Genomic DNA, 18488 nt, shown 5'->3' with positions numbered 1-18488 from the left:
AAGGACCTCTCCCCGCGAGAATCGTAGCCCCGCGCCCCGGCGCACACAATGAGCATCGCAACAGGCTTCCGGACGGCGACGGCGTAATTTGGGACCCGTCAGGCCCGCGCCTGCAGCCCCGGAACGCCGTCGCGGATTTCGAAGGAGGCCTTCGTGGACACCGGTGCCCCGGGCGTGGTCACGTGGTCCAGCACCCGGAAGTCCGCGGTGATCGCGTCCCTGGTGATGCGGGTGGCCACGTAGCCGCGGTTGTCGTTGTAGAACTTCAGGTGCGGGTTCCAGGCCATGGTGGCATCCGTCGTGGAGCCGGTGCCGTCGCCGGTGGAGGTGATTGAGGTGCACACGAGTTCCGAGCCCACCACGGGGGAGGCGGGGTCCTTGTAGTCCACCTTGACGTCGTTGGCCCAGTTGCGGTGCACGTCGCCGGTGAGGACGACGGCGTTGCGGACGTTCGCGTCCACCCACCCCTGGGTGATGCGGCGGCGGGAGGCCGCGTACCCGTCCCAGCCGTCCATGGAAACGTCGTCGATGTCCGGTGCCTTGTTCCGGTCGCGCTCCGCGAAGAAGACCTGCTGGCCCAGGATGTCCCAGCGCTGGGTGGAACTGCGGAACCCGTCCAGCAACCACTTCTCCTGCTCGGCGCCGGTGATGGTCCGGTCCTCGGCAAGCCGCCCGGCCACATTCTTCTGCCAGCCGTCGCCTGCCAGCTGGTCGTCCCGGTACTGCCTGGTGTCCATCATGTGGAAGTTGGCGAGCTGGCCCCACTGGACCCGGCGGTAGATCTTCATATCCGGTCCGGCCGGCAGCGAGGACGGGCGCAGCGGCATGTTCTCGTAGTACGCCTGGAACGCGGCGGCCCGGCGCTGGCGGAAATGCTCCACGCTGTCATTGAGTTGGCCGGCGTCCTTGTTCTCCGGAACGTCGTCCGCCCAGTTGTTGTCCACCTCGTGGTCATCCCAGACCACCAGCCACGGCGCGGCGGCATGCGCAGCCTGGAGATCGCCATCGGCCTTGTACTGTGCGTGCCGCTGGCGGTAGCTTGCCAGCGACACCGTCTCCGGGCCCTCGTGGTCGCGCGGGTTGCCGCCGCCGATCACGTAGCTGTCCTTTTTGTACTCGTACAGGTAGTCGCCCAGGTGCAGCACCAGGTCCGGGTGGTCCTCCGCCAGGCGCCGGTACGCGGTGAAGTAGCCGTGTTCGTACTGCGCGCAGCTGGCGAACGCCATGGCCAGTGCGGCCGGCGTCTCGTGCAGGGCCGGGCTGGTGAGGGTCCGTCCCACCGGGCTGACGTGCTTGCCGGTGCGGAACCGGTAGAAGTATTCGCGGCCCGGCTTCAGGCCCCGCAGCTCCACATGCACCGAGTGTGCGGTCTCGATCCTGGCCTGCTCCACGCCGCGGGCCACCACGCTGCGCATGCCTGCGTCCTCGGCAACCTCCCATTGCACGGCCACCGGCCGGGACGGCATGCCGCCCAGCCCGTCCTCCGCTACCGGGTTGACGGCCAGCCGGGTCCACAGGACGAAGCCGTCCGGCCAGGGCTCGCCCGACGCGATGCCGAGCATGAAGGGGTCGGTGCGGAGTCCGGCGTCGTCCGCGGTGGAAACGGCGACGGCGGCACCCGGCAATGCGGCGACCAGGCCGGCCCCGAGGCCGGCGGAGATAAGGGATCGGCGGGAAATGTTGTCCATGGCTCCCACCGTATTTCCAGCCCTTGTACAGGATTTTAGGAGCATATGAATGGCTGGTTAACGGCATGACAAGAAATGACAGCTAGTTCGGGCGGATCTCGGAAGGAGCCGCCGGACTTTAGTCCCTGTTCTGGAGTAACCCCCGGGAGTACCGTCAACAGTGGATCCTGCGACTGCGGGAACCGCGTTAGTAGGGGGCATCATGGCCAAGGCCGGGCTTTCGGTTCTCAGTGTTTTGGGGCTTAGCGCCACGATCATGCTGACAGGGTGCTTTGGCCCGCCGGCCCCGTCCCCCAGCACCAGTTCCGCGGCACCAAGTACGACGACGGCCCCCACCTCGAGTGCCACGGCAAGCCCTTCCGCCGCGCCAACCTCCACGGCCCCCACCACAACGCCGGCCACGACGGCACCCGCGCCGGGCACTACCGCTGCCGCGCCGCCGTCGTCCGCCCCTGCCAGCCCGACGGCTACGCAGGAACCCGGCCCAACCGGCCTCCCGGAGCAGGTGGGCCCGCTGACCATCTACTACGTGGCCGTGGGCGACAACGGCGTGTCCGGTCCCAAGATCGGCTGCGGGGACAGCCTGGTGGCCACCACCACCGGCCCCGTCCGCTTCACCGACCAGGTGGGTCCCAGCGTCGGGACCCTGCTCGCGAACAGGAGCCGTGACGTGGGGATGTCCGGGCTGATCAACGTGCTGTACCAGTCGAGCCTTACCTATGTTGCCGGTGAGCTCGACGGGAGCACCATCACCATCTGGCTGACCGGGCAGTTCATGCTGGGCGGCGTGTGCGACATCCCGCGGGCGAAGGCCCAACTGGAGTACACCGCCATGGCCGCCTCCGGTGCCACCAGCGCGCAGGTGTTCGTCAACGGCCGCCCCATCGATGAGGTCCTCAGCCTCAAGTAGCGCTGTCGGGCCCACTGCTTGAAGGCAAGGGAGCAGGTGCAGCGCCACTGTCGGTCCGGCGTCGTACTCTTGGATCCATCCACTCCTTAAGTGTGCGAACGGACCTACATGCCAGAGCTGAATGTGCAGGAACGGACATCCCTCCTGCTGCCCATTACCGAGGCAGCCGGCCTGACTGCGGACCAGGCGCTCGCACGGCTCGGGTCCGGTCCGGGCGGGCTCACCGGCGAAGAAGCTGAACGGCGCCAGGCGGAGATCGGGCCCAACGCCGTCCGCACCCACCGGGCCAACGGCTGGGCCGTGCTGGGCCGCCAGTTCGCCAGCCCCATCCTGATCCTCCTGCTCATCACCGCCGGGCTGTCCCTTTTCCTGGGGGACGCCACCAACTCGATCGTCATCGGCGTGATCCTCCTGGTCAGCGTGGGCCTCGGATTCACCAACGAGTTCCGGGCCGAGCGCGCGTCCGAGGCCCTGCACGACCGCGTTACCCACCGTGCCGTGGTGCTCCGCGACGGAGCCACCACGGAAGTGGACGTCACCGCACTGGTGCCAGGCGACGTCGTCCACCTCTCCCTGGGCGCCATCATCCCGGCGGACATCCGCCTCCTGGCCACCGGCAACCTCCTCTGCGACGAAAGCATCCTGACAGGGGAGTCCCTGCCCGCCGCCAAGAACCCCGCCGCCGTGCAGGCCGGCGCGGCACTGGCGGACCTCTCCTCCTGCGCGTTCATGGGCACCGTCATCCAGTCCGGCAACTGCACCGGCGTGGTGGTGGCCACCGGCGGCCGGGCCGAATTCGGCCGGATCGCCCTGGGCCTGGGCGAACGGCAGCCGCAAACCGAATTCCAGCTGGGCCTCAAACGGTTCTCCTTCCTGCTGCTCCAGGTGGCCATCGGGCTCACCACGCTCATCTTCATCGCCAACCTGCTGCTGCAGCGCCCTCTGATCGAATCGCTGTTGTTCTCCCTGGCCATCGCGGTGGGCATCACGCCGCAGCTGCTCCCCGCCGTCGTCAGCACCTCCCTGGCCACCGGCACCCGCCAGCTCGCGAAGCGGAAGGTCCTGGTCAAGCGGCTGGTGTGCATCGAGGACCTGGGGGACATGGACATCCTGGTCACGGACAAGACCGGCACCCTCACGGAAGGGAAAATCAGCTTCGCGGCCGCCCTCCCGGCCACGGCGGAGCTGCCCGGCGACGCCCTGCTCACCCTGGGCCTGCTGGCCACCGAGGCGGACTACACCGAGGCGAAGCTCACCTCCGCCGGGCAAAACCCGCTGGACGCCGCCCTGTGGGACAGCCCCGGCGCCTCCGGGTTCGATCCCGGCCGTTACGAGCGGCTGGACATGATCGGCTTCGACCACCAGCGCCGCCGCACCACCGTGCTGGTGCGGGACGCCGGCGGGCCGCCGCAACTGGTCACCAAGGGCGCCCCCGAGGACGTCCTCGCCCTGTGCGGTCCGGTCGCGCCGGCCGTGCAGGCCCTGCTGGATGAACAGTTCGACGCCGGATCCAGGGTCGTCGCCGTCGCCACCCGCCAGGCCGACGGGCAGGGCACGCTGACCGCGGCCGATGAACGCGGCCTCACCCTGGCAGGCTTCCTGGTGTTCCTGGACCGGCCCAAGGCCAACGCCCGGCAATCGTTGGACCGGCTGGAGGAACTGGGCATCTCGGTTAAGATCGCCACGGGTGACAACGCCAAGGTGGCCGAGAAGGTCTGCGCCGACCTGGACGTCATCTCGGGCGGCACCCTCACCGGGGCGGACATCGACGCCCTGTCCGACGCCGACCTTGCCGCCTCCGCCCGCACGGCCACCATCTTCGCCCGGGTATCGCCCGAGCAAAAAGCCCGCATCATCGCCTTGCTGCGCCAAAGCGGCGGGTCCGTCGGGTTCATGGGCGACGGCGTCAACGATGCCCTCGCCCTGCACAAGGCGGACATCGGCATCTCCGTGGACAGTGCCACGGACGTCGCCAAGGACGCGGCCGACGTCGTCCTCCTGGACAAGGACCTCGGCGTCCTGGCCGAAGGGGTGATGGAGGGCCGGCGGATCTTCGCGAACACCATCAAATATGTCCTGATGGGCACCTCCAGCAACTTCGGCAACATGTTCAGCGCCGCCGTCGCGTCCGTGGTGCTGAGCTTCCTGCCCATGCTCCCCGGGCAGATCCTGCTCAACAACCTGCTGTATGACAGCGGCCAGCTGGCCATCCCGGGCGACCGCGTGGACAAGGAACAGCTCCGCGCCCCCTCGCACTGGAACATCGCCTTCATCCGCCGGTTCATGTTCCTCTTCGGGCCCATCAGTTCGCTGTTCGACTTCGCCACGTTTGCCCTGATGCTGTTCGTGTTCGATGCCGTACCGGGGGAGTTCCGGGCCGGCTGGTTCATCGAGTCCATCGCCACCCAGACCCTGATCATCTTCGCCATCCGCACCCGGCGCGTGCCGTTCGTGCGGAGCCGGCCATCCGCCGGGTTGATCACGGCGTCCCTGGGCGTGGTGGCGTTGGGCATCCTCCTGCCACTGTCTCCGCTGCAGGGGGTGCTCGGGTTCGACCCCCTGCCCGTCCCATTCTTCCTTGCGCTGCTGGGCATGATCGTCCTGTACCTGGTGCTGGTGGAGATCGCCAAGGCATGGTTCTTCGCCCGCGCCGCCCAGCAGGTGCCAACTGTCCCGGTCCGGCGCCGGGCGGACACCCACCACATCGCCCGCCGCGCCTTCCGCTTCAGCATCCCCGTCAAGGTCCCCCGGATCACGGCCGGCCCGGCAGGAATCCGGCCTCCCGGCGGGCGCCGGCACCGGGTCCAACCAATTTCCCCTGGCCAGGGTCCGGTGCGGCGGTCCGGGGGTTAGCATGGCATGGAGAGGGTCTTGGACTGTCTTACCCGGATTCAGGGCGATGAAGCCCGCCGTGGATCATGCTGGTCAACCGACCGAGGTGTCTTATCGTGTGGCGTGAACCTATCAGGCGGCGGACCCGCGAACTCCTCCGCGAGTTCGTGGACCGGGCAGACGAGCTGGTGCGGACACAGGAGCATGTGGAGGGCCTCCTCGGTGCGGTGGTGTCCCTCGCGGAAGACCTCAGCCTCGAAGCGGTCCTTGACCGGGTGGTGCAATCCGCCTGCGAACTCGTCGGCGCGCGCTACGGAGCGCTGGGCGTCATCGGCGACGACCAGCAGCTCAGCCACTTCATCACCGTCGGCATTGACGACGACGGCATCCGCGTCATTGGTGACCTCCCCACCGGCCACGGCGTTCTTGGGCAGCTGATCCGCGAACCCAAGCCCTTGCGGCTCCATGACCTGGGCGAGCATCCGATGGCTGTCGGCTTCCCGGCCAACCACCCGCCCATGAAGACCTTCCTTGGCGTTCCGGTGCGCGTCCGGGACACCGTCTTCGGAAACCTCTACCTGACCGAGAAAATCGACGGCCAGGACTTCACCGCAGAGGACGAGGACCTGGCCGTTGCCCTCGCCTCAGCCGCGGGCGTGGCGATCCAGAACGCGCGCCTGTACGAGGACAGCAGCAGCCGCCAGCGCTGGCTGGAGGCAGGGATGGAAGTCAGCGACCGGCTGAAGGCCAACCCGCGGTCCGATACGGAGAACTTGGAAATGATCGCCGAGGCGGCAATACACGCCTCGGCCTCGGCTTTGTCCCTGGTTGCGTCAGTTGCCGATGACGGGACCCTGCGGTGCCGGACCTCCATGGGCGTCCAGTCGGTACCAGCCGGGCAGGAACTGCCCGCATCACCCGTGGTTGCCCAAGTGCTTGCGTCGAGGCAGTCCAAGACCCTGACCGATCCCCGCCAGGTGTTTGAGCCGGCGTCGGGGGAAAAACTTGGTCCGGTCCTGGTGGCCGCCCTGGGCAGCGACACGGACGGCGAGCGCGACAGCGTGCTGATCCTGGCCCGTTCAGCCGGCGGAGCACGTTATACGGACCTGGACGTTGAACAGAGCGCGGTGTTCGCCTCACGGATAGGGCTGACGCTTGAACTCCTCAAAGCGAACCAGCTGCGGGAAGAACACGCACTGTTCATCGACCGGGAACGGATTGCGGCGGACCTGCACGACCTGGTCATCCAGCGGCTGTTCGCTGCCGGACTCAGCATCCAAAGCCTGCGGCGCTACACCTCTGACCCGGATGCCCATGAACGCCGCATTGCGGGCATCACCGCCGAGCTGGACGACTGCATCCACCAGCTCCGTGACACCATCTATTCGCTTCAGGCCCGGCAGCCTGACCGGGAGCTCCTGAGCGGCCGCGTCCTCCGCGCCGTCCTGGAGGCTGCCAATGCCGCCGGCTTCCTGCCGAGGGTCCAGCTTTCCGGACCCGTTGACCTGGTGGGCGACGACATCGCCGAGCAGCTGCTTCCGGTGCTGACCGAAAGCGTCAGCAACGCGGTGCGGCATTCAGGATCGGAGGATATCCATGTGGTGCTGGCCGCCCTGGACAGCGAGGTTGTCCTGACCGTGCGCGACCATGGGCGGGGCTTCGAGAATCCCGGACGGGTCAGCGGGCTGGAGAACATGAAAATCCGTGCAGCCCGCCTGGGCGGCAGTTGCGTTATCGACAGCACTCCCGGCGAGGGTACGAGGGTGACCTGGACGGTCCCCACCACGGTCTGAGGGGCGCCGGTGTGACGGTCGCCGTTTGCGGGCCGTCAGGACACCACGTCCCAGGCCCGGGGGATGGGAACCGGGACCAGCGGGTTCCGGCGCCGGAAACCCAGTTTCTGCAGGACAGAGGACACACTGGCAATGACGGCGTCCTCTGTTAGCCGCATTTCCTGCCCGATCTGCCGGTTCGTCAGCCCCCGCGCCATGAAGGCGAGCACCTTCCGTTCCATATCGGTGAGGCTCTTCAACCACAAGGCAGACGACGCGGCGTAGAGGCTTTCGGCAACCCGGTCCCTGATTTCAGGGGTGAACAAGGGGTCCCCGGCGGCGGCGCTGCGGATACGGTTCAGCAGTTCCCTATGGTCCCTTACCTGTTTGAGGAGGTACCCGGACGCGCCTGCCAGGACGGCTGCCCGTGCCGCATGCTGTTCGTCCCAGCTGGTCAGGATCAGGGATTTCACCGCCGGGGCCGTGGCGCGGAGGTCCCGGCAGACCTCTATCCCGGTACCGTCCGGCAGCCTGTCGTCCAAGACGGCCAGGTCCGGGCTAAGGCTGGGGATGAGGCGGCGTGCCTCTGCAGCCGAACCGCTCTCACCGGCCACAGCGAAGCCGTCATTTTCGAGCAGGTCCCGAAGGCTCCTCCGCACCGGTTCGTGGTCGTTGAGGATGAAGATCCGCGCGGACGCGGGGGGCCGGAACACATCCCGGGGTGCTGCGGGTGTTTCCATCTGAATGCTCTCGTCGGCTCGTGGCCCTTCCCGGCCGCCGGTTTGACTCAGCCGCCCCTGGTGGAAGGAACCTCAAACAATCATCCCGCAGCACCTTCCCAGGCTGGCAGGGTCCAAAGTCCGTAGCCAGTTGCTGCACGGATCAACAAGGCGGGAGGCGGGGGCTTTGTGCCCTGTTGGGCGCCGAGGATCCCGCCCTAGCCTGAATTAGGCAGAGCGGTTCCCGGCCGCCTGCCGTACCCGGGAGGCGTACCGTGAAATCGACAAACGCGAGCATCATCGCAGGCATAGTCCTGATCGCGCTGGGTGGGCTGTTGCTGCTGGACCGGCTCGGCGTCACGGACAGCGGGGCCTTTGTGGCACCACTGATATTCGCGGCGGTGGGGGTCCTGTTCGCCGCCCTGTTCGTGCGGCGCCGGGAAAACTGGTGGGCCGCCATCCCCGGCTCGGTTTTCCTTGGCCTGGCGGCCGTCATCGTCGCGACCCAACTGACGGACGGTGCCTGGGGCGCGGCGTTCCTGTTCCTCTTCATGGGCGCTGGATTCGCGGCCGTCTACCTGCGGGAGCGGGCCAACTGGTGGGCGCTCACTCCGTCCGGGGTCATGTTCACCCTGGCAGCAATTGTGGCCCTGCCGCAGGCAATGCAGGGCACCCCCACCGCCGCCGTGCTGTTCCTGGGCCTGGCGGCCACGTTTGGGGTGCTGTCCCTGGTTCCGGTCCATGAAGGCGGCCCTGCCGGCAATCAGGCGGAGCGGATGAAGTGGCCGCTGGTCCCGGCCGGCATCCTCGCCGCCATGGGCGCAATCTTCATCCTTCAGTCCGCGGCGGTGCTCATCCCGTTGGACTTCGCGTTCCCGGCGGTCATGATCCTGGCAGGGCTCGCCTTGATGGTCTACGCCTACCTCGCCCACCGCGACGGACGGCAGAAGGCGCACAGGCCCGGGCCTTCGGCAGGGTAAGGCTCAACCGGCATTTTCGGCCCGGCCCCAGTGGGCGCGGAGCAGCCCGGCTACCCGCCCAGGCTCCGCGCGGTGCGGCGGGTCGAAGTGATGGCGCCCCGGAAACACTTCCAGCCGGTAATCGCGGAAGACCCGGGACAGCCTCTCCGCGTTGTCGCCCTGCTCGTCCGGGCTGCTCATGCCGCCCAGCACGAACAGCACCGGTTTCGCGAAGGCGGCCAGGCTGCCGCGGTCCAGGTCGTAGGTGCCGAACTCGTGCAGGAAGGCGCTGATTCCGGCCGGCCGCTTGGCCATCCACGGCGGTGGCGGGCCCGGCGGCGGAGGCGGCAGGACGGCGTCGGGCTTCACTTGGAGCTTCATGAAGGCCGGCAGGAACTCGTCCTGCGGCAGGCCGCTGAGTTCGCCATAGCGTTTCCACAACTCGGTGTGCGCCGGGCTCCAATCCCAGTTGCCTGCCCAAGCCGGCTCCAGCAGGGCCAGGCTGCGGACCCGGCCGGGATGGGAGGCAGTGAGCGCCAGGGCCGCCGCGCCGCCGCCGGAATAGCCCACCAGGTGGAAGGTGTCCCAGCCACGGGAGTCGGCCTCGCGCAGCACCCCGTCCGCTTCGGTGTCCAGGGTCCAACCCGGCGGCGGGGCGTCGCCGGCATACAGTTCGAGGTCCTTGGCGATCGCGTCCGCGTCCGGGCCGAGGGCTTCCAGCAGGCCGTCATAGGCCGGGCCGGCGGGGAGGACGCTTCCGGGAAGCAGGATCACGCGGAACGGTTTCACAACTTGACCTCCGTTGGGTGCCGGTCAGCCCCGCGCTGCCAGGTGTTCAGTCACGTACTCGGCGTCCGGGCCCACGCCCACCAAGGTGGCCGAAATATGCCGGGTGAGCCAGGGAAGCCCGACGGCGTAAAGCCCCGGGTGCTCCGTCACGCCTTTGCTGTGGCGGGGGTAGTTCCACTCGTCCAGGAGCGGAAGGTCCAGCATGCTGAAGTCCAGCCCATACCCGGTGGACCAGATGATGGAGGTGACTCCTTCCTCCCGGAGGTCCAGCCGGGAACCGGGCCCGTCGGGCTGCCAGCTGTCCGGTTCCGCCGGCTCGGCCTCGGGGGCGTCGATCCCCGCGGCGTCGATGTAGGCGTCAAAGAGCTTCTTGAACCGCTGGCTGAACCCCGCCTCCGCGGCGGCCAGGCGCTGGGCGAGGTCGTCGGTGAAGACGGGGACGCCGTCGTCGACCCTCTCGAACCGGCCGTGCAGCCGGACCCCGCGCCGGCCCAGTCCGCGCAGCCGGACGCTGTGTCCGCCCCCGGTGCCGGACAGCAACGGGTTGCACAGGAACCGCCCGGAGGGGGAGGGCAACTGGTCCACCAGCAGCGCGTTGATGCCGTAGTCGGGGCCATGGACGTTCACCTCCCGGATCCAGTGGAAGATGTCCTGGCCGCGGTAACGGCGCGGCGCCTCCGGGCAGGACGACACCGACAGGTGCACGGTCCGGCCGGCGTCGAGCAGGTCCTCCGTGATCTGCCCGCCGGACTGCCCCGTCCCCACCACCAGGACCGCCCCGGGCGGCAGTTGGTCCGGGTTGCGGTAGTCATGGCTGTGCAGCTGCAGGACCTCCGGGGAGATGCCGACGGCGGCGGCAGGGATCCGTGGGCGCTGGAACGCGCCGCTGGCGAGCACCACATTCCGGGCTGTCCAGGTGCCTTGGCCCGTGAGGACGGTGAAGCCCTCTTCCGTCGGGGTGATCCGGGTAACCCTGGTGTCCAGTTCCACCGGAGCCTGGATGTCCCTGGCGTAGCCGCGGAAGAACCCGATGGTGGCTTCCTTGGTCAGGAACCCGTCCGGGTCCGGCCCTGCATAGGGGGAGCCCGGCAGATCGACGGAGAAGTTCGGCGTGTTCAGGTAGAAGGAGTCCCACCGGTCCTGCCAGGCGCCGCCGAGGGCGGGCCGCTGCTCCAGGATTCTGTGTTCTACGCCGCGCTGCGCCAGCCAGTAGCTGGTGGCCAGGCCAGCCTGGCCCGCGCCCACCACCAGGGTGTTGGTGTCCTGCCGGGGAACTGCGGAGGCGGACACGGCTACCGCGCCGCTGTCCCGCGGCCGCCGGTCCGGGGCGCCCGGGTTTTGGGTTCCTTTGGCGGCAGGGTGGCCACGTAGTCCAGGGCTTTCCCGGCCCAGGCACGCGCCCGGGTGTCGTCGCCGTCGCCCTCTTCGTTCCAGACGTCAGGCAGCCCGGTGTAGCCGCCCATGGGCCGCTCCGCGGGCCCGAAGGGCACTGTCCGCTCGGAGGACTCCAACAGTTCTTTGTCCTCGCGGGAGAGCTTCAGCCCGATGGTGGAACCGAACAAGCCCGCGAACATGTTGCCGTTGACGAACGCGCCGAGGTTGCCGAACATCGGCTTCACCACCACGCCCGGATGGTCCGGCACAAGGCGCCGGAAGCGTTCCTTTTCTTCCTCCGTCGCTTTGGGCATTTCCATGGCGTGACCTCCCGGTGGCAGCGTGGTTGTCAGCTGATATGGATGCAGGATATGCCTGTTTGGAACAGTGGGCGAGGGGCGGCTGTCCTCCGTTCCGGCCGGCCCAACGCTCCGGGACATTCCGGCAACAGTCCGGTGCCGGATGACGGCGCACGGCGGTGGCCCCTGCTTAATTAGGCGTGGGCCGAATCTCCTGTAGTGTTGAACCTGTTGTTGTGTTTATGCAGTTGGTAGTTCAGGCAGTACGCGCGGTCGAAAGTCCGTGTTCTTCTGAAGTAGCGGTTTTTGAACACCCCACACCGGAGGGCCCGAAAGTCGGGATTTTCCCTCCACCTTCACGAAGGACAAAAATAATGGCTACTGGTACCGTCAAATGGTTTAACGCTGAAAAGGGCTTCGGCTTCATCTCCCCGGACGACTCCTCGCAGGATGTTTTCGCGCACTACTCCGCGATCAACTCCAACGGCTTCCGCTCCCTCGAAGAGAACCAGAAGGTTTCCTTCGACACCGAGCAGGGCCCCAAGGGTCCCCAGGCCACCAACATCCAGGCTCTCTAATTTCTTAGGGTTCCGGGACCGTTAGGTTTCCAAGCAGGGCTTGCCGTCACCGGCAGGCCCTGCTTTTGTTAACCCGGCTGTGCGAAATCTATGTGCCTGCGCAGATCGCCCGGCCGCGTCCGCTGTTCGCGGGGCCGCAGTGGGTTATCCGAGTTCGGTGAGGACCGCTGCAATCCTGCGGGAGCGCGTTTCCTCGGTGCGTGCGCCGGTTACCGCGAGCACATGGCGCCGCTGGTTGCTGTAGGAGAGGGACTGGAAACGTTCGGCCGCGGCAACATTCGCAGCGAGGGCGGCGGCCAGGTCCTCAGGAACATCCACCGAGCGCGGCTTGTCGTCCGGGATGAGCTCCACCGTGACCTCATCGCCGGCCTTGATGCCGGCGAGCTTCCGGATCTCCGAGCTCACCGGGACCTTGGGTTCGCCCTTCATGGTGGCCACCGTACTCGGGTATTCAACACCGTTGATCGTGACCTGGACGGGGAAACGCTTGCCTCCGCCGAGGGCGGCGACCACGTCGTCGGGGACGCGGATTCCGGTGGCGGTGGCGCCGTCGAGCTGGAGGATGGTTGTGAACTTCAAGGCTGGCTCCTGTCAGGCTTGCGGGCAGGGAATGCTGCGGGGAACAAGTTCAGCATGGACCACGCCGCCGCGGCCATCAATATCCAGGACTTCAAGACTTCTGTCAGTGCGCCCACGGCCGGGTCCGGGACGCCCAAGCTCTCGGCTGATTCCCGGCAACCGTGCGGCAGCGATGGGAGTCCCTGCTGGAACCCCCATCCGCCGAAGGTTTCCCTTCTCGACAAAGTTCGGTTGAAGGAGCAATCTAAAAGGTGCGGGCCTCTGCCGCGTGGCAAGCCATGGCGGCGGCGCGTGGACAACCAATATTCAACCTCTGCGACACCAGTTGGGGTGGTGCATGTCCGGCGTATTGTCGCGCCGGAACCGGAGCCCGTGCTCCCCAGCCCGGGCGTCCGGCACCCTATTACTCCAGAATCAGTGGCCCGTTTGGCCCGTGGGTTGAGTTGAACCGGCCACCGCTGCATCGGCCTTGAGCCGAATACCGTTCAAGAGAGCGTTGCCATGAAGCAAAACCGGGGAAACACAACAAGATTCAACAAACTCGCATTTATTGTCGCCTTCGCTGTTGCGCTGCTGGCCTCACTGGCCGCGGCCGGTCCGGCATCGGCCGACGGTGGAGGGCATCGGACCTGGCAGGTCCAAGTGGGCTCCGAGTCCCGCGACCAGGAAATCCAGGGGATGTCCTTCCTCCCTTCGGAGATCTTCATCAACGAGCACGACACCATCAACTGGGCGGCAAACGCCGCCGAGATCCACACAGTAACGTTCTTGGCCGCAGGCCAGGTGCTGCAGGATTTCAATCCGTTCAACCCCGACGATCTGCTGAAGCGCGGAGGGGACAGCTACGACGGGCACTCGTACTACAATTCCGGCCTTCTTTCGAACGTGGAAGTGCCGGGATTCCCTGCCACGACAAGCTACAGCCTGACCTTCCCGCGCGAGGGCGACTTCACCTACTACTGCCTTGTCCACGGCCGGATGATGAAGGGGACGGTCCACGTCCGCGAGCAGGGCACGGATTACCCATACAGCCAGGCTGACTACAACAAGGCATCCCTGGCGCAGGCGCGGGCCATCCTTCGCGACGGACGCCAGCTTGACGCCTCGCTGGCCCAACAAGCCAGCAACCACCGGGTCATGGCAGGCGGTGACGACGGCGTTGCAATGGTCATGCGCTTCGTCCGGCCCAGCGTAACGGTGCATGTCGGCGATACCGTCGTGTTTGCCAACACCGGAATGGGCGCACCCCACACGGTCACCTTCGGCACGGAACCGGCGAATATCTTCGCTCCGTCCGGAACGCCGTCGAACTTCACCGGTGGCGACCTCAACTCCGGCATCATTCTGCCGGGCGGTGAGTTCTCGGTGACCTTCAACGCAGCGGGAACGTTCAAGTACATCTGCGCACTCCATGACTTCATGGGCATGATGGGCCAGGTGAGGGTAGTCGACTGACACCAACTGCGGCGATGGTCCGGCCGAAGCGGAGGCTCCGGCCGGACCATCGGCGTCTTGGCTGTCAGTGCAGTCCCATCGCCTACCGTGTGACCACAGTGAAGACCGCGTCGGTCCGGTTGAGGGTGTTTGCGTCGTTGGCCCGTATGGACAGCGATGCGAAGGATGAACCGATGGCAGCCAGTCCTGCGTAGTCACCTACGAAGAACCCACGGGACGAGGGCGCCGTCATCATGTCGGATGGGCCGTGCACGTGTGTCTCGCCGCCGAGGGCAAGGGATCCCACGGGGGACGAAGTGAACCAGTAGTCCGTTGGCAGCGTACTCGTGTTCCCGGCGGTGAGGCTCCGGAAGTCGTAGTATGCCACCCCGACGTTCCCGCCGGCGACGCGAACGCTGGGGGTGAAGGCCGGGACGCCATGGGGAGTGTTGGCCCGCTGCGGTGCGCTCCAGGTCACGCCGCCGTCAGTCGACGTCGAAATCGCGACTTCGTCGTAGTGGCCGCCATTGAACCGCGAATCCTGCCACACGACGTATAGTTGCCCGGTGGCGGGATCGACGGCAGGTTCCGGGATGATATCGCCAGTCCGGACGGCCGCGCCCGTATTGGGATCGGTCACCCCAACAGAGTTCAACTTCGCGATAACCTGCGGGGCCGTCCAGGTGCTGCCACCGTCAGTCGACTTGGTGTAGGCCACATTCAGCCCGTGCAGCTTGTCAATACCGTTTTGGCCGGTGCCCAGGATGAGGTCGAAGAAGTTGTACAGTGTCCCGTCCGGGCCGATCACGATCTGGTTGCCGATGGTCTGCTGTTTGTTTCCGGTGGGAACGATGGCTGTCGGGGCGCTCCAGGTGACGCCCGCGTCTGTGGTCTTGGAGAAGAGCGTGGGTCCCGTGTACGCGGCAGCATGGGCCGCTGACCGCGGATTGTCGGTCGGTGATACAAGGCGATCCCACACTGCGTAGGCCGTTCCTGGAATCACGGGGTCGGCCGTGACCGACTCCTTGTCATTGAAGAACTGGGCCGACCCGAGGTCTTCAACCAAGGATTTCGGCGGGCTCCATGTTGCTCCGCCGTCGCGGGAGGTCGAGGCGAGAACGGCATTGTCGTAACCGACCCCTCGGAAGGAGATGGATACCGAATATGCTGTGCCGTCGGGTCCGATTGAGACCCAGGGGTCGGACGCGCGGTCGTAGCGGGAGGGCCCGCCGGCGGCGCACGCCGAGAACGGCTGTGCTGCCTCACTCCAGGTCTTGCCCCCGTTCGTGGAGTATCCGGCCACGAGGCCGCGAGATCCGCCGTCGGACCAGCGGTCCTGCTGCCACACGCCGATGATGTTGTTGGAACGTTGCGGATTGACGGCGACCCACGGCTCGACCTCGGCGTTCGTGTAGTTCACGGCGCCGGGCGCAGAGCCTTCCGTGCAAGTTGCGAATGGACTGGTTCCGCTCGGAACCGTCAGGGGTGTGAGAGTCGCGGCGGCGGCTCCGCTCATGTTAAGCATGAGCGCTGCCGGCAGCATGGTGAGCAATGCGGCTCCGCGCGCGTATTTGTGGATCACTGGAGTTCTCCTACCTGGGAAGGGTCTGGTGCGGCGACGGCCGAAGGGGCCGTGGAGGGCCGATGAGTTCCTAAGGGCTAACTTTCGGAGTCATCGAACGCCCGGCATGACGGCACAAAATCGGCGCTGCCGTGAAGGCCGTTGAGCCGGGACTGGATGCGGCCGCTGTTCGTGGAAGGGAGCCACAAGGTCCGTCGGGCCCTGGTTCCGTGCCCGCAGCGGATCGGTGTGCGGAAGGCCGTGGATTCGGCGACGCCGCTTGTCCATGCAGTAAAGAGGACCATACGCTTGTCCACCACGCAAGGGCCTGGGTTTGGCAAATGTGGGTAGCCGATGTGGGTCAAAATCCATGCGCTGCTGGGAACACCTGGCGCCCCGCCGTCGTTGTTTCCCTTGGTGTGCCCTCCCGGTGCGCCGCCCGCCGACCGAAGGACACCCCTTGACTCCTCGCACCATCGTGATCACCGGCGCCAGCGACGGCATCGGCGCGGCAGCCGCCAGGACGCTGGCCAAGGCAGGGGAGCGGGTGGTCGTCGTCGGCCGGTCTGCGGAGAAGACCCGCGCCCTGGCCGCAGAAATCGGCGCAGACCACCACGTCGCCGACTTCGCCGACCTGGCCCAGGTCCGTGCCCTCGCCGACACCCTGCGCTCCACCTACCCGCACATCGACGTCCTGGCCAACAACGCCGGCGGCATGATGGGAAAGCGCACGCTCACCGTGGACGGCAACGAGCTGACATTCCAGGTCAACCACCTGGCGCCGTTCCTGCTCACCACCTCCCTGATGGACACGCTGGCCGCCAGCCAAGCGAAGATCATCAACACCGCCAGCGCCGCCAACTTCTCCGGCAAAGTGGACCTGTTCGACCTCAACGCCGAGCACGGATACCGCACCTTCCGCGCCTACGGCACCGGCAAGCTCGCCAACATCCTTTTCACGTCCGACTCCACCGCCGCTTCCACGACCGGGGGATCACGACGGCGGCCTTCCACCCGGGCGTGGTCCGCACCAACTTCGCGGCGGGTTCCAACAGCCCGTTCCGGCACTTGTACAAGAGCGTGGCCAACCGCTTCATGCTCAGCCCGGACCAAGGTGCCGACACCATGCTGTGGCTCATCAACGGGACGGCCGGCACCGACTGGATTTCCGGCGCCTATTACGCCAAGCGGGCCTTGGCCAAAGCCAACCGCCAGGCGTACGACGCCGACCTGGCCCGCGGGCTGTGGGAGAAGAGCGAAGAGCTGGTCAAAGCCGCCGCCTGATCCATGCCACGGGCACGGGGGCCGGAGATCTGCGAGGAAGCTCCCAAATAACCCCTCCGGTTCAGGCGTGGTTGTCCGGACCGTCGGCGCCCGTTCACCCGCTGTCGCGAGGCTCTCTTGGTGAGTTCACCATGCAAAGCCCACGAGGGCGAAAGTAGTTCCCTGTCCCCTTCCCGCCGCGGATTCCTGGCAGCAGCGTTGGCCGGCGCCGCCGTATCGCTGGCCCCCATGTCATTCGCCGCCGCGGATGCGGGCACCAGCAAGACCCAGACCATCACCGGCCACCTGGATCCGGGTGCCGCCGACTTTGTGTACCTCCCGGTGCAGGTCCCGGCCGGGGTCAACAAGATCAGCGTCTCCTACAGTTACAGCAAGCCCACGGTCACCCCCGGGCTGCTGTCCAACGCCTGCGACATCGGCGTCTTTGACGAAAAGGGCACCGACCTTGCCGGCAAGGGGTTCCGTGGCTGGTCGGGCGGATTCCGGACGGAGTTCTTCATCAGCGCGGCCGAAGCGACCCCCGGCTACCTTCCGGGGCCGGTCGGCAAAGGCACCTGGAACATCGCCTTGGGCCCCTACCAGGTGGCAGAGCAGGGAATGGACTACACCGTCAACGTCACGCTCGAATACGGTGCGGACGGAGCGGCTTTCCGTCCGCAGTACCCGCCAAAGCAGGTCACCGGCCGGGGCGCGGCCTGGTACCGGGGTGACGCGCACCTGCACACCATCTACTCGGACGGCAAGCGCACCCCCGCCGAGGTTGCGGCCGGCGCACGCGCAGCGAAGCTCGATTTCATGATCAGCACCGACCACAACACCCCGGCTTCCCATGGCGTCTGGGGCCCCTTGGCCGGTGACGACCTGCTCATCCTTACCGGTGAGGAAGTCACCACCCGCAACGGACACTACCTGGCCCTGGGGATCGAACCCGGAGACTGGATCGACTGGCGCTACCGGGCCCGGGACAAGGGCTTCGAACAGGAGGCACAGCATATCCATGCCTCCGGCGGCCTGGTGGTGCCGGCGCACCCCTACTGCCCGTACGTCGCCTGCCGCTGGAAGTTTGGCTATGACGACGCGGATGCCGTCGAAGTGTGGACGGGTCCGTGGACCGCCGATGACGAGTACGCCATCAACACGTGGGATTCCATGCTGGCCCACTCCGTCCGCACCGGCGGCCGCTGGGTCCCGGCCATGGGCAACAGCGACGCGCACAGCGAACCCCAGGTCATCGGCCTTCCGCACAATGTGGTCAACGCCGCAGCGCTCTCCCATGACGCTGTCCTGGAGGGCATCCGCCACGGGCGCAGCTGGATCGCCGAGTCCGCCGCCATCTCCCTGGACTTCACCGTGTCCGCCGGCGGGCGGAAGGCAGGGGTCGGGGAGCGGCTGGACGTTAAGGCCGACTCGCCGGTGACGGTCAGCATCGATGTCACCGGCGTCCCCAATGGCGTTATCCGGATCATCACCGACGAAGGACAGACCCAGCAGGTCACCCTGCCGGCTTCGGGCCAAGGAACCCATACCTGGGTCACCACCGCGCAGCTCTCCGCCTACGTCAGGGCCGAAGTGCGCCACCCCATGGCAGACGGCAGTGCCAGCAACGGCACCAACATGGGCACGACGCTGCTGCTTGGCCCGATGGCCGCGCTGACCAACCCGATCTTCCTCGGCGGAAAATAGGCATTACCCGCAAACACCTGGGGCCGG

General features: G+C 66.9%; 14 protein-coding genes and 1 pseudogene. 8 read left to right on the top strand and 7 right to left on the bottom strand.

What is annotated here, in order from left to right:
• Positions 1–98 precede the first annotated feature (98 nt).
• Positions 99–1688, bottom strand: a complete 1590-nt coding sequence (locus tag ACX5I6_RS19415; protein ID WP_461841546.1) for an alkaline phosphatase D family protein — start codon at positions 1686–1688, stop codon at positions 99–101.
• Positions 1689–1890: 202 nt separating this feature from the next.
• Between ACX5I6_RS19415 and ACX5I6_RS19410 the strand changes: the two genes are divergently transcribed.
• The 3 genes from ACX5I6_RS19410 (at position 1891) to ACX5I6_RS19400 (ending at position 7223) form a co-directional block, all read left to right on the top strand.
• Positions 1891–2598, top strand: a complete 708-nt coding sequence (locus tag ACX5I6_RS19410; protein WP_461841545.1) for a hypothetical protein — start codon at positions 1891–1893, stop codon at positions 2596–2598.
• Between the two features lie 108 nt (positions 2599–2706).
• A complete protein-coding gene (mgtA, locus tag ACX5I6_RS19405; RefSeq protein WP_461841544.1) occupies positions 2707–5451 on the top strand; it encodes a magnesium-translocating P-type ATPase in 2745 nt (914 codons plus the stop codon).
• A gap of 95 nt (positions 5452–5546) precedes the next feature.
• Positions 5547–7223 (top strand): GAF domain-containing sensor histidine kinase, encoded by a 1677-nt coding sequence (locus ACX5I6_RS19400; protein ID WP_461841543.1) that lies wholly within the window; start codon positions 5547–5549, stop codon positions 7221–7223.
• 35 nt (positions 7224–7258) lie between these two features.
• Here ACX5I6_RS19400 and ACX5I6_RS19395 read toward each other — a convergent pair whose 3' ends face one another.
• Positions 7259–7942 carry a response regulator gene (locus tag ACX5I6_RS19395; RefSeq protein WP_461841542.1) on the bottom strand — a complete coding sequence of 228 codons (684 nt, stop codon included), beginning with the start codon at positions 7940–7942 and terminating at the stop codon, positions 7259–7261.
• A gap of 254 nt (positions 7943–8196) precedes the next feature.
• Between ACX5I6_RS19395 and ACX5I6_RS19390 the strand changes: the two genes are divergently transcribed.
• Positions 8197–8901: a hypothetical protein gene (locus ACX5I6_RS19390; RefSeq protein WP_461841541.1), complete on the top strand. Its 705-nt coding sequence runs from the start codon at positions 8197–8199 to the stop codon at positions 8899–8901.
• A 3-nt stretch (positions 8902–8904) separates the two neighbouring features.
• Here ACX5I6_RS19390 and ACX5I6_RS19385 read toward each other — a convergent pair whose 3' ends face one another.
• Genes ACX5I6_RS19385 through ACX5I6_RS19375 form a run of 3 tightly spaced genes read right to left on the bottom strand, consistent with a single transcriptional unit; the run spans position 8905 to position 11363 of the window.
• Positions 8905–9669, bottom strand: coding sequence for an alpha/beta fold hydrolase (locus tag ACX5I6_RS19385; RefSeq protein WP_461841540.1), 765 nt, complete (start codon positions 9667–9669; stop codon positions 8905–8907).
• Positions 9670–9693: 24 nt separating this feature from the next.
• A complete protein-coding gene (locus tag ACX5I6_RS19380; RefSeq protein ID WP_461841539.1) occupies positions 9694–10959 on the bottom strand; it encodes a flavin-containing monooxygenase in 1266 nt (421 codons plus the stop codon).
• Positions 10960–10961: 2 nt separating this feature from the next.
• Positions 10962–11363 carry a TfoX/Sxy family protein gene (locus ACX5I6_RS19375; RefSeq protein ID WP_461841538.1) on the bottom strand — a complete coding sequence of 134 codons (402 nt, stop codon included), beginning with the start codon at positions 11361–11363 and terminating at the stop codon, positions 10962–10964.
• Positions 11364–11716: 353 nt separating this feature from the next.
• On the opposite strand from ACX5I6_RS19375, the gene ACX5I6_RS19370 reads away from it, so the two are divergent.
• Entirely contained in the window at positions 11717–11920 is a 204-nt protein-coding gene (locus tag ACX5I6_RS19370) for a cold-shock protein (RefSeq protein ID WP_009372930.1), read from the top strand.
• A 144-nt stretch (positions 11921–12064) separates the two neighbouring features.
• Here the strand turns inward: ACX5I6_RS19370 and ACX5I6_RS19365 are convergent, their stop codons facing one another.
• A complete protein-coding gene (locus tag ACX5I6_RS19365) occupies positions 12065–12499 on the bottom strand; it encodes a YdeI/OmpD-associated family protein (protein ID WP_461841537.1) in 435 nt (144 codons plus the stop codon).
• 501 nt (positions 12500–13000) lie between these two features.
• On the opposite strand from ACX5I6_RS19365, the gene ACX5I6_RS19360 reads away from it, so the two are divergent.
• Positions 13001–13954, top strand: coding sequence for a plastocyanin/azurin family copper-binding protein (locus ACX5I6_RS19360; RefSeq protein WP_461841536.1), 954 nt, complete (start codon positions 13001–13003; stop codon positions 13952–13954).
• Between the two features lie 82 nt (positions 13955–14036).
• Here ACX5I6_RS19360 and ACX5I6_RS19355 read toward each other — a convergent pair whose 3' ends face one another.
• The gene (locus ACX5I6_RS19355) at positions 14037–15515 is read right to left on the bottom strand and encodes a sialidase family protein (protein WP_461841535.1); all 1479 of its coding nucleotides are present in this window, start codon (positions 15513–15515) and stop codon (positions 14037–14039) included.
• 439 nt (positions 15516–15954) lie between these two features.
• Here ACX5I6_RS19355 and ACX5I6_RS19350 point away from each other — a divergent pair.
• Positions 15955–16778 (top strand): annotated as a pseudogene (locus tag ACX5I6_RS19350) (SDR family NAD(P)-dependent oxidoreductase).
• A 120-nt stretch (positions 16779–16898) separates the two neighbouring features.
• Complete coding sequence (locus ACX5I6_RS19345; protein WP_461841534.1) at positions 16899–18461, top strand: CehA/McbA family metallohydrolase; 1563 nt, start codon at positions 16899–16901, stop codon at positions 18459–18461.
• Positions 18462–18488 lie beyond the last annotated feature (27 nt).

The organism is Arthrobacter sp. MMS24-T111, from assembly GCF_054888995.1.
This window is presented reverse-complemented; position numbering and strand designations above follow the sequence as displayed.